This window comes from Pseudanabaena sp. FACHB-1998 (assembly GCF_014696355.1).
GTDB lineage: Bacteria > Cyanobacteriota > Cyanobacteriia > Pseudanabaenales > Pseudanabaenaceae > Pseudanabaena.
Window position 1 is genome coordinate 1 of record NZ_JACJQA010000060.1, and the last position, 12,071, is coordinate 12,071.

The 12,071-nt window shown below is 40.5% G+C and carries 13 protein-coding genes; 4 read left to right on the top strand and 9 right to left on the bottom strand.

The features are described 5' to 3' along the window. Both H6F42_RS21135 and H6F42_RS21140 read left to right on the top strand, forming a co-directional pair. On the top strand, window positions 1–501 hold a 501-nt coding region (locus tag H6F42_RS21135), incomplete at its 5' end, for an IS1595 family transposase (RefSeq protein ID WP_190401356.1). Next, a complete protein-coding gene (locus tag H6F42_RS21140; RefSeq protein WP_190401357.1) occupies window positions 498–815 on the top strand; it encodes a hypothetical protein in 318 nt (105 codons plus the stop codon). The genes H6F42_RS21135 and H6F42_RS21140, both read left to right, overlap by 4 nt. 537 nt (window positions 816–1,352) lie before the next feature. Here H6F42_RS21140 and H6F42_RS21145 read toward each other — a convergent pair. From H6F42_RS21145 to H6F42_RS21155, 3 genes are all read right to left on the bottom strand, one after another. Continuing rightward, window positions 1,353–1,742, bottom strand: coding sequence for a hypothetical protein (locus tag H6F42_RS21145; protein WP_190401358.1), 390 nt, complete (start codon window positions 1,740–1,742; stop codon window positions 1,353–1,355). Beyond that, window positions 1,724–2,503 carry a ParA family protein gene (locus H6F42_RS21150; protein ID WP_190401359.1) on the bottom strand — a complete coding sequence of 260 codons (780 nt, stop codon included), beginning with the start codon at window positions 2,501–2,503 and terminating at the stop codon, window positions 1,724–1,726. Before H6F42_RS21150 ends, H6F42_RS21145 begins: the two co-directional genes overlap by 19 nt. Before the next feature lie 176 nt (window positions 2,504–2,679). Beyond that, window positions 2,680–4,443, bottom strand: coding sequence for a hypothetical protein (locus H6F42_RS21155; RefSeq protein ID WP_190401360.1), 1,764 nt, complete (start codon window positions 4,441–4,443; stop codon window positions 2,680–2,682). Window positions 4,444–5,117: 674 nt separating this feature from the next. Between H6F42_RS21155 and H6F42_RS21160 the strand changes: the two genes are divergently transcribed. After that, window positions 5,118–5,807 carry a zinc metallopeptidase gene (locus H6F42_RS21160; protein WP_190401361.1) on the top strand — a complete coding sequence of 230 codons (690 nt, stop codon included), beginning with the start codon at window positions 5,118–5,120 and terminating at the stop codon, window positions 5,805–5,807. A 48-nt stretch (window positions 5,808–5,855) separates the two neighbouring features. Here the strand turns inward: H6F42_RS21160 and H6F42_RS21165 are convergent, their stop codons facing one another. From H6F42_RS21165 to H6F42_RS21190, 6 genes are all read right to left on the bottom strand, one after another. Beyond that, window positions 5,856–6,614: an HAD family hydrolase gene (locus tag H6F42_RS21165; RefSeq protein ID WP_190401362.1), complete on the bottom strand. Its 759-nt coding sequence runs from the start codon at window positions 6,612–6,614 to the stop codon at window positions 5,856–5,858. Between the two features lie 50 nt (window positions 6,615–6,664). Further along, the gene (locus H6F42_RS21170) at window positions 6,665–8,206 is read right to left on the bottom strand and encodes an NAD(P)H-hydrate dehydratase (RefSeq protein ID WP_190401363.1); all 1,542 of its coding nucleotides are present in this window, start codon (window positions 8,204–8,206) and stop codon (window positions 6,665–6,667) included. A gap of 111 nt (window positions 8,207–8,317) precedes the next feature. Then, window positions 8,318–8,728 carry a PIN domain-containing protein gene (locus tag H6F42_RS21175; protein ID WP_190401364.1) on the bottom strand — a complete coding sequence of 137 codons (411 nt, stop codon included), beginning with the start codon at window positions 8,726–8,728 and terminating at the stop codon, window positions 8,318–8,320. Further along, on the bottom strand, window positions 8,725–9,000 hold the full coding sequence (locus H6F42_RS21180; RefSeq protein WP_190401365.1) for a hypothetical protein: 276 nt from the start codon (window positions 8,998–9,000) through the stop codon (window positions 8,725–8,727). The genes H6F42_RS21175 and H6F42_RS21180 overlap by 4 nt, the downstream gene beginning before the upstream one ends. A 106-nt stretch (window positions 9,001–9,106) precedes the next feature. Then, the gene (locus H6F42_RS21185; RefSeq protein ID WP_190401366.1) at window positions 9,107–11,011 is read right to left on the bottom strand and encodes an NACHT domain-containing protein; all 1,905 of its coding nucleotides are present in this window, start codon (window positions 11,009–11,011) and stop codon (window positions 9,107–9,109) included. A 2-nt stretch (window positions 11,012–11,013) separates the two neighbouring features. Further along, a complete protein-coding gene (locus H6F42_RS21190; protein ID WP_190401367.1) occupies window positions 11,014–11,421 on the bottom strand; it encodes a hypothetical protein in 408 nt (135 codons plus the stop codon). A gap of 321 nt (window positions 11,422–11,742) precedes the next feature. On the opposite strand from H6F42_RS21190, the gene H6F42_RS21195 reads away from it, so the two are divergent. After that, a partial coding sequence (locus tag H6F42_RS21195; protein WP_190401368.1) for a hypothetical protein occupies window positions 11,743–12,071 on the top strand: 329 nt, incomplete at its 3' end.

Below are 12,071 nucleotides of genomic sequence, written 5' to 3' on the forward strand. Positions count from 1 at the left end.
GGGCGCAAAGGAAGGCGTAATCGGCTCAAAGGGATTCGGGGGCGGGGGACACTCGAGAAGGAAAAGCCCCCCATCTTCGGCATGATTCAGCGTGGTGGTGAGGTGGTAATTCGGATGTTAGAAAATGTGCAACAGCGCACTATTGAGCCTCTAATTAAAGCAACGATTGCCCTTGGTACTATGGTTTACACTGACGAATATGCTATCTATAACCCCTTACAGGATTGGGGCTATGCACACAAAACTGTTTGTCATGGCGTGGGAGAATATGCAAGAGATGAAGATGGTGATGGCTTTTGCGAGGTTCATGTCAATACGATGGAAGGCTTTTGGTCGCTTTTGCGCTCTTGGTTACGTCCTCATCGCGGTATTTCTCAAGAAAAGTTGCCTGTATATTTGAGCTTCTTTGAGTTTGTTCATAATGCTAGGAGAAGAGGTAAAGCTTTGCTCTGTGCTTTGCTTCAATCTCTACTTGCTTTACCTCCCCGTTTCACCTATTGAGCCAAAATATTAATTCGGTTGTTTCCGTAATTGATAAGGAGGTTTTGATTCAATCTTTGGAGCAGGAAAGTTTGCTTAGTTTTGAGGAGGAATTTGAGCGGGCGATCAGTACGGCTCACACTGAGAATGTTTCAGCATGGATTGAGGCGATTGCTTATTCGCTAAAGATTAATGATTTACCTATGCGTTTACTGGCTTTACACGATAGTTTGCAATTGCCCATCGTCGAGATTTGGCTAGGTTTACTTTTAGGTAATTTCAAACTGGAGCAAAAAGGCACTTTCTATAATTCAAACGAAATTTGGATTGGCTAAACTACATCTTGAAATCATTATATGATGACACCAAGATGTAATTATATGATTATTTTTTAAGCTTTTTAGTCAAAAACTTCTCATCAAATATGCGCTTAAATCTGACATATATTTATCAGATCTAATTTAGGAGAATTGCCAACACTCCAACAATGTTGTTCAATCTCAACCACAAATATTTATGTAATGACTACAAGATATAATTATATCTTGTAGTCATTACATAAATACACCAAGATATAATGAAACCTTTATGTATTTATAGGATTCGCAGAAAGGGCGCAACATCTATTTGATAGTCCGCTACTGCCTAAGCATTCTGGCTTTTGTTAATTCAGGTCATAATCCTTGAGTGAATTCGATGAAAGGGATACTAGATAAAGTTTTTGTTAATTTTAGAAGGTATTGGATGAAGATAGCACCCCAGAAAAAGTCAAGACACTAAAAGTCAGTAAATTCAGACAGCATTTATATAATAAGTTAAACATACAACTAAGTCTTGATATAAATATGTAATGACACCAAGACTTAGTTAGGTTAGCGTTTTAAATTTTTAATCGCACTTTCAGATCGTAATAAGATACCTTGCTTACGTCTATGATCATTGATTGCAGTTGCTTGCTGAGAAATTAATTTCATAACTTCTTCGTTTTGCTGGCAAATTTCCCATGCTGCTTCTATAAAAGCATCCTTAGTAATACCTTGCTCTGATTTCAAGTTATTTAATGCTTTATTGATTGATTTTCGGAGTCTAACAGTAGAGGCTACTTTTTGTTCTTCATGGTCTGTTATCGGCTGTGTTTCCTGAACCTCAATAAATTCCTGATTGTTACTAATATTATTAACCTCACTACCAATTGAGGTATCTCGATGCACTTTAGGACGTTTACTACGTCTCAAAAAATCTTCTATTTCTGCGGCACACATAGTTCTAAGTCCTCAACTACTTGAATAAAGGGGTGTTCCAAATCTCTATATCCAATTTCAGAAAGTGTTTTACCGTTATCCATCGCTTGTTTATGTCGTTCAGACTGCAAAATTGATGAAAAGACTCTGAGTTCTTCTTCGATAGCAGTAGCTTTGATGAGAGTCGTTGCTTTCTTGCTAGTAGTTGTTTGGTTTGCCCCAACCCACACATCTTTAAAAGGTAGTACGCCCAAAATATCGCCATTGAGCAATTCAATGTCCTTCAACTCAGCAATTGTATCAATAGTTCGTAGTAGGGATTGAACTCCTTTGATCGTACACTCACAGGAGATCAGCAGTTTATTAGCTGCGCCCATACAAGAAATACACAATTGAGAGCGCTGAGGAGGTGAGTCAATGATACAGAAGTCAAATAGATCATTGAGCGGTTTAAGATACTTACGAAGCATGAGACCACCCATACCAGAGTCAGCTAAATGTTGCTGAATTTTATCTAAGCCATCATCACTAGGTATCAAAAATATATTGGGCGCTTCTAACTGATAGACAGCTTCAATGGGTTTTACAACTCCCTTTAGAACTTCAAATAAGCTCGGCTCATCTTGCTTGGTTTGATGTCTTGAGTAAAGTGTTAAAGAGCTTTGTGGATCGCCATCTACTAACAAAACCTTGTACTTGGCTGCCAGCATCCGAGCTACAAAGTAAGCGCAGCTTGTCTTACCCTGCCCACCAGCTAATGAACATATTGTTAATGTAATCATATAATGATTTGATTAGTTTTTGGTGTCATTACTGAATGAACCAACATATAATTACACCATTATATAAATAAAGCAATAGTGGCATCCATAAATCTAAGTCATTGAGTTATTTATCTAATAACGGGCTAGTTTCTCAGAAATGAAACGCACCACGTATCCTGTATATATCTACCCCATTAGGGACTGGAGTTTGTCTGTCGATCGCGCTCTAGCCTTTCTAGTTCAGCTTGCAAGCTGGCAATTTCCGATGCAGATTTACTCCTACGCAAAATAGGCGTTTCTAGTAAGGCTTTCAGATAGCCAATCCTGCTTCCAATCGCCGAGATCGGCTCAGATTTTGGTGGTTCATAGGATCTCAAACAGTCAGCATTAGCCGTGCGGGTAGATGGATTTTGTGAGATAGCGACCTTAGCAATTTCAGCTTTTGGCGGACTTAGCCTGCCATGAGTCTCGATCCACATCAGATCGCTAGTTTTTTGCGGCGACTTTGACAAGTCCGTTTCGACCTGAAAATCAATATCGGCAAATTTTGGCAATTCTTGCCCTCGCAGGGGCGTTTCAGACGGGGCTAACGCTTTATATAGGGCTTTTTCTGTAACAGTCCTTTCTGTCTGGGTTTCAGCTTGTTCGTTCGGTGGAGAGATCGCGGTGGGGAATGGGGCAGAATTGTTTGTATTTGTGCTGTTACGCGATTCGGTGAATTCTGGATGCCATAGCTGTTTGTTTTCGTATAGGGTTTCTACTGATACTTTTGCTGTTTTGGCGATCGCTTGTGCCATCCCTCGGATTGTTTCTGGCATTTCTCCTGTTTTATTTAGTTCGTTTACACTTGTGCGGATGCGTTCTAGCCTTTCTGCTTGTTTCTGGGCTTTTTGGATTTCTGTATTTTCCTTTTCGTTGTCTGTTTGTTCTTCCTTTTTACTGCCCCAGGGGAAATGATGCTTGATACACCATTTGGCGATGTCTTTGGCTTTTTGTTCGAGTCTCTTGATATCGCCACAAAATTTTAGGAATCCTGCGGCGGCTTTTGCTGTTTTGGTGATGTATTCGGTGATCGCATCGTCGTCTTCACAGCCTAGGAAGACTCGGGCGTATTTGCCCATGAGGTATAGTAGCTCGTTGGATTGCCCCTGTCCTGTCCATCCTTGTTGGATTTGTTTTTCGAGGTCTTCTCGCCATTGGATCGTTTTTCGATTGTCTTTGGGTGGTTGATAGTTGGCTTTGGCTTCGGCGATCGCCTGTTTTAGGAGGTCGATGTCTTGATGTTCTTGTACGGTCAGCCATGTTTCGACAAATTGATTTAGATCCCGTCCAATGATCTGGAGGTCGTTGTCGAGTTGGTAACTGCCTGTTTGCAGTGGCAGTCGATGTCCGTTGTATTCTGAGTCGTATTTTTTGGTGTTGGGGAAGCTTTCGATTACTCCTGCGGCGATTTCGCAGTTGTTTTTTTGCAGGCAGGCTTTGATCGCGCAGGCGATGCCGAAGCTGGGGACTTCTTGCCACAGGGGATAGTAGATATGTAGTCCTTCGCTATGCGAACTCTGCACGATTAGCGGTCTGACTAGTCCTATGTCTTCTAGGGCTTGGAGGACTGTCTTAAATTTCTCGTGATTATTGCTGGGGTGGTAGGGGCTGCCTTTGTCTATGTCGAGTAGGGCATATTCGGTTTGGTTGCCGAATCTTACGCCGATCAGCGTTTCGTTATCTGCCCAATAGTCATATAGTCGCCTTCCTGTGATGGGGTAGCGCGTTTCTGTCTTCCATTCGGGTTTATTCGTCCGATCTACATTTTTGGCGTAGATAAAACTCCACGCATAGGGGAAAAAGCTCGCAAAGGTTTGCGCTGCTAATTCTGTTGTGGTTAGTAATTTTGGATCTATGCCTTTGGTTGTAAATTCAAGATCCGCAACATTAGAAATACGATCTATCTGTGAGGTCAAGCTACTCGACCTCTTTTTTGCTTGCCTTCAGCGATCACTTTGCAGATCTGCCGAGTCAAGTCTCGCAAATTTAATAACATCTCAATTGTCCTGAATGTAAGGGTTGTAGCGTCTTCACTCAGGAAACGGATAGATTTTTTAGACTTGTTTGATCGTTATTTTTGACAAATTCAAAAAATTTGCAACAAAAATTGTTGCTAAACTCGTATCTTGCATTTAAGATATAAGAAAGCACCGAACAAATCTTGCCTTTCCAAAGCAGCTCTGCCCGTTTCCAAAAAATTTAATTTGTACCTTCGGGTTTTAAAAAGCTAGTGGTTCGCGTCACTGGCTTTTTAACTTGAAGGGGAAAACTAATTAAGTAATCTCCTGTAGATAAAAAACTGCAATTTAAGCATACATCGATCACTCTAGATCTAATCTCTAAATTCTCAAAATTTGCTCGAACTTATTGTCAATTTTGGTTCAGGGTCGCCATACTGTCATCTGTGACACTATTTTGTAGCAAAGTATGATTTCAGTATTCATAATATTTCGGGATTTTCCCACTTTGCTGACTACAACGACTTGATAATGTTTGAGAAAGTGCAGCAGTAGTGGTGTTTTCACTACCGTCAGAGGCTGAAGTAGCAAGGGGATAATGAGATACAGAACTGACTAAAGGAAAAAAGTTTATGTACTTTCACTCGTCCTACTTAATCCTAATTCCAGGGATGATCTTGATGTTTTGGGCGCAACATCGGGTCAAAGCAACCTATGAAAAATATGCCGAAATTCAATCGAGTTTAGGGATGACAGGCGCACAAGTTGCCAAGACCATCTTGCAGCGTATGGGTATTCATGATGTTACCGTTGAGCAAGTCGAAGGACAACTGACCGATCATTACGACCCATCCGCTAAAGCCGTGCGATTATCGGAGTCGGTGTACGCATCGTCATCCCTAGCCGCCGCCGCGATCGCCGCCCATGAATGTGGTCACGTATTGCAAGATGTAAGGGGCTATCAATTCATGAATATCCGTGCATCGCTAGTGCCAGTGGCAAATATCGGTGCAAACTTTGGCCCCCTGATGGTAATGGCAGGGCTATTTCTAACCTCATTGGGTAGTTTGAGTACAGTTTTTATCAACATTGGCATTATTTTGTTTGCAGGAGCGATCCTGTTTCACATCGTCACCTTACCCGTTGAGTTTGATGCATCAAGCCTTGCTCTGAAACTAATTGACGAGTTAGGAATTTTGCAAGGCGATGAAAATCGAGGTGCTCGTAGTGTTCTGAATGCGGCCGCATGGACATATGTAGCAACAGCAATTTATGCAGCATTGCAACTGGTGCAATTGTTATTGATGAGAGGCGATCGCTAAATTGTAAGTCCTTGCCAAATATTAAGAGGCGGTGCGATGCGCCGCTTTTTACGTTTGTAGGAATAATTTTGCCAACTCAGAAAAGCCAGCAAACTCAGAAGCTTGAGTAATGTACTTGGGTAAATGCAGCATCTTGTCTTGATAATGGCGAACATTTGCTACGCCGACCGAGATGGGAAATAAAGCAGGATCAAACATCGCCTCATCATTGGGACTATCACCAACGGTCAGCACTTGCTGCGAATTGAGTTCAGGGAAATGGTTGTTTAGCACTGAAGATAAGCCAGTAGCCTTATCTTGATGGATTGGTTTGATATGACATTGGACATTACTGTAAGTGAAACTCCAACCCATTTGTTGACATTGCGAAGAGATGGCTTGAATATCATCAGCCGATAAATTATCGACATCAAAAGTCCAATCGGTAATACGGAATTGGTTATCAGTGGAAGGACGAAGATTAGGAAATAGCTGCTTAATGTGATGGAAAGTATTTTCTAGAAGAATACGATGTCTAGATAGATTAGGAACCGAAGAGAGCAAATCTTGTTGACCATTAGGTTGTAAAAAGATTCCCCCATTTTCCGCGATCGCCCCAGAGACAGGTAAATAATTTACCAAAGCACTAACCCAACCCGCCGAGCGACCAGTCACTAACAGGACTTTAATTTCTGATGATTGTAAATCGAGAAGAGTCGAGATGAAATTAGAAGAGAATTTGCTGTTTTGGGTAAGAGTGCCATCAACATCGGAAGCAATTAAACAGATGTCGGACAAATCAGCTTGATTGAGATTGAGCAGGGTCATAAACAGAAACCGAAATAGATAAATCAGCGTAAATCTTAAATTTAAGAAATTTAAGAAACAGCAGGAAGCAAGAAAGGGAGAAGATGGTGAGCAAGGGAAACAGGATCAACCCCCATAATGGAACGTTGATTCGCCAAAGATATTGCAGCTTGAGAATGCCAAACCGCAGCAACTATAGCGGAATCGCTAGCAGATAAACCCTGAGCTAACAGCCCACCAATCATACCAGCCAAGACATCACCACTGCCGCCACGAGCAAGAGCAGGAGAACTCTCAGGATTGACCCAAAGCATTGGCTTTTCATCTTGAAGAAAAGAAATCATCGTTCTCGCCCCCTTGAGCAGGATCGTAGCATGGCAAAGTTCTACTGCCGCCATCAGAGCATCTAAGCGATCGCTAGCCATAAGGTCAGGAAATAGGCGGCTAAACTCACCTCCATGAGGAGTAAAGATTATAGGATTAGATCTGCTGTGCAACTGACAGATAAAGTTAGGATTGGCAATAGGTGAAATAGCATTCAGTCCATCGGCATCCAATACTAGGGGAATATCGCTATCGATAGTTTGTTTGACCACAGAGCTAGCATCAAGAGAAAGCCCACAACCACAGACAATTGCCTGATACTTTTGCAAGTCTAGCCCAGCTAGAGAATAAATAGCACCTGAATCAGTCTCAGGACAAGCAATTACCAAAGCATCAGGTACTTGGGCAAGGACTAGTAGTTTAAGAGAGGACGGAACCGCGATTGATAGCATTCCCACTCCTGTGGCTTTTGCACCTAAAGCTGCTAGAATCGCCGCCCCTGCATAGCGATGAGAGCCAACTACCAATAATAAATGTCCCAGATTGTACTTATGAACTGCAATAGGTCGAGGAATCGGCAGATGCTGTCGTAGGCAAGTGTGAGGATCGACCCGCCAAAGAGGATGGCGATCGCCCAATACTTTCATAATGAATTGCTCAGGAATATCAAAGTCAATCCTTTCTAGAATACCGATATAGGGAAGAGCCTCCTCGATTAATAGACCGCGCTTCCATAAGCCCAGACATAACGTATGAGTAGCACGAATTGCCATACCCATGACATTGCCGCGATCGCAATTTAGCCCCGATGGTAAATCGATAGCAACAATAGGAATCTGCCAACTATTAATGAAATTGAATGAGTGTGCTAAATCACCATCTACGTCACGCTCTAGTCCAAAACCAAAAATACCATCGATAAGTAAATCACAATCCTGTAATTCCGTAAGAGAAACAAAAGGAATCCCAATCGCCTTAGCATGACAAGCATGTACTCTTGTAAGAGGCTTAGCTTTAGGCATCATAGAGCAAACTTTGACTTGTCGTCCCTGATGATAAAGCTCACGGGCGACCACCAATGCATCCCCACCATTATGACCAGAGCCAACCAATATACCGACTTTAGGAAATCTATGGGCAGGATAGAACTCAGTAATCCGTTGGACAATTCTTAGCGCTACTTTTTCCATTAAAGCTGCTACAGGCATACCAGATTGAAAGATAAGGTTTTCAATCGCTTGCATCTGGGCGGCAGTAACAATGACTTGAGAGGAGATAGAGCTAATCATAGTGTGAATAAGAATATCATCAACTGTTCGCTAAATCTGCTTGGTTGAGATTAAGAAAAGGCATTGCTTTTACTGCTACTTTCGCAATTTAAAAAGCTATTGCATCCTGAGCTAACGCAGTAAGGCGATAAATCCTGCTTGCTCAAAATGTTTGTCGTATGCCAATGCTTCTAGGATATTCTGTTGTTGCATGATGCAGAAGGAGGAACAGTCTGTATGGCTCCATGCTTGATCGGGACGTTGTTTGTAGAGAATGAGGGCTTGTTGAAAAATACTATCGGTTTGAGGAATAATTGTGATTGCAGGATTTTCTTGTAAGCTTTCAATCAAGTTTGCGGCGGCATATCTTAGGAAGTTTCCACGTTTAGAAAAGTGATTAAGGATTTCTGTAAGTACCATTTCACTGGTGACAATTTGCACTTGAATGAATGTGATGCTTAGATTTATGGCTTTTGAGTGAAGTGTATCTTGGGGATCGAGCAGGGCGATCCAGTATCCAGTGTCAGCAAAAACTGTTTTCATCCTTCAACCTTTGGAGAACCATAGAGATAATGATCGTGGTTGATTGAGCCATCATGGGGAAGTTTGTCCCATTCTTCGGTGGGAACTTGGGCTTGAATTTCTTTGACGCGATTTAATAGGTCGAGAATCCCGTTTGTTTTTGTTTCAGTTGCCAGATCGTTAATTTTGGCTTGCTGACGTTGTTTGAGAAATAGGCAAAAGTCAAGAATTTCTTCAACTAATGAGTCGGGGGCTTGTTCAAGTTCTTTGCTAAGTTGTTCTCTAACCGTCATTTGTCTATCCTCTTTAGTGTAATTTTAAGTGTCATCCTAAGTTTTTAATTCAGTGTTCACTGTGAGCTAGATGCTTTCCCAAAGTGCAATTGGCATTGTAATTGAGCTAGATTTCCATTTCAGCAAAATGTTCTTGCAGTAGTCTATGAATAAAGCGATAGCGTCCGCCAACACGCTGAAGAAAAAGTCTTTCTGTACAATAGTTTAGAAAACCTGCATAATTCCAAGGGATAACTCTGTTACAAGATAGAATGGTTCGTAAAATGAAGTGTTGAATACAGGCAAATCCTCCAAATTTAAGTCCAACCATCAGCCCAAAGAAAAGACCATAAACCAGACCAGCAATAATTCCAAAAGACATTTTATCAAGAATTTCACCAAATAACATTCCTCCACATAAACCAATTGATAAGCCAGTTATTCCAAAAGTAAGCACGCAAAATAAGGAAGTAAAAAGAGCGTTGTTAGCTGATTTCCAAATTCCTTGATTCGGAATAGTTTTAAGAGCTATTTCCATTCCATCTAATCCATCAATAACACTAGAAAATATTGCCATTAAGCTTATAAAAAACCCTAGTATTAGTATGATAGCAAACATCATTAATACCCCATGAATGGGACTATAACGTATCCAATCAACTATTCCCACAATGATTCCAACAAGTATAATAATTATCATCGAAGGAATAAACCAAGAAAGAAATGACTTTTTAGCTTTTGTGAAAGACCAATCAAATGTCTCGGCTAATTTAATTTCTAACATACTTGCATATCCCAACACTAAACCTATAGACAATGCCATAATAGAACCTAAGATATCACCAAAAATTACCCTAATAGGCATTACAAAAAGTAGAAATAAAATCAAACCAATAATAAATCTATAAATTATTTTTGACGTATTTAACAACCATGTAGACGGATGCATTTTCTCAACTAAAAATTCTGTTTGTGATTCTTTTCCCATTTGCAAAGCTAGAAATTTCAACCAGTATTTTGTTTGTTTGTCCGCTGGTAATGTATCATTTATATATGATACATTTCTAAATTTCCTCCGAAACATTGCCTGAATGTAAGCATCTAGCAAAAGTTTTATAAGATTTTTTGTTGAATTTTGTTTGTGCCATTCATCCAAAGAAAGCTCATTATAGGAAAGAATTGTAATACTTAACAATAGAGGTGTTCTGACCAATTCTAGTAATTCGGAATTGCTTCGTAAAAGTTCCCATAGCTCATTTCTATTAACATTAGCTAGATATGATTGAATCTGATTATCTGTCAGTGCTTCGAGTAAGATTGCTCCATTTAAGTTTAGTTGGGTCTGATGATTAGCATACTCTTCTTGACGACTACATATAACAATAAATAATGGACATAGCTCATCATTTAACCAGAGATTAATCGCATCTATACAAGATTCTTGAAACTCTGGCTTTACTTCGTCTAATCCATCTAGCATAGGCAATAGTCTTTTATCTTCTAAGCATTTTCTAAAAATATCTTTAGAAATTTTGTACTTTGAGTTAAGTTCTTCTATCAACCACTCAGACATTGACTGACGTAGATTTTTCCAACTAGATAAATTAATTATTACTGGAATCGGCTCATCAGAATCTTGCTCGACTTTTTCAACGAGTGATTTTGCTAAATCAAGCATTGTTGTTGTTTTACCAGCACCTAGATTCCCTAAAATCAGTAAATGTCCTGCAATATCTGATCTCTCAAATACTTCGAGAATACTTGTATTTGTAGAAATAGGTGCAGGAGCCTTCGCACCAATTTTGATTTGTGTATCCCAAAGTCTTTCCACTTGCTCTGGTTGGGATTGCTTATCCAAATTGACAAATATACGGTTGTGTAGCGAATCTTCTAGTCTAGAGTTAACTTCTAAATTTACTTTTCTTAAGATCAATTGTTCATTTTGATTTTGGGCAGACTGATTTTGGAGTAGAACATTGCCATTTTCAATATTGATTTGGTCACGACCTCGGTTGTCATATTTCCGAGTCATAGTTAAGATCCACCAATTCTAGGATTACCTTGGATATTTTCAATATTAATTTGATCGCGACCGTAATTGTTGTACTCGCGGCTTGAGTTATTTTGATTCTGAATATTGATAATCTGCTGAGCAATCTGCCTCACTTCCTTAGCAAAAACCTCATCCTCATCCAACTCAATATCAAGATATTTTGCGACCTTGCCCAATGCTTCTGAATTCCCCTGCTCGACCTCAATCAAAGCCTTTTCAACCCGTTCATCGCCTTGAAATTTCGCCTTAATTTTATCACGAAGATTTTTGATTAAATCGATCGCACCACCAACAGATTTCTTAGCCAATTCCCCAGCCCCAGACTTAGCAAACTCCTGAAAAGCAATCTTGACAATTTCCGCCGCCGCGATCGCAGTTATCGGTTCCATAAAATTAACCTTGATTAGAATTGCAGATATTGTCTTAAAAAGCTATTTGATTATTAACATTACCATAGCTTGAAGTCATATCCATATAAAACTATCATTCAAATTTTATCTTCTTTGACAACCCTCACAAGTAATTATCCTCATCGACTAGGAATCGTCAACTTCGCCCAAAAGCGGCGAGTCAAGACCTCCTAAACCGTCTGGCAATGGTTTAGCCAACAAGCGATCTCCCAAGATGTCTTACCAACCACTCAACAGAAAGTGGAAACCCTAGTTGCTGCCCAGAGAAACATCAAACAACTCTAACTAGGAGAACTAGAAATGTGCATCCCTGAAATGCCCGAAGGCGAATATGTCGGATTCCGCTATCCCATCCGCGATCGCAACGACTTGCAGATTTGGACAAACAAACACATCAAAGGACTCAACCAACAGGGAACCATGTATGTCAACCCTGACATCGCCCGCGACTATTGCGGTATGGACTTTGACGGCGATACCTTCTGCGTAAAATCCGTCCAGAAACTGCCTGCGATCGCCCAAGAAATCCGTCAGCACCACATCAAACCCACCACCTACAAACCCGACAAAGTAGCAGTGCAAGGCACATTAGCCGAAGTTGCTCTCAGATCGACCGAAAACCAAATTGG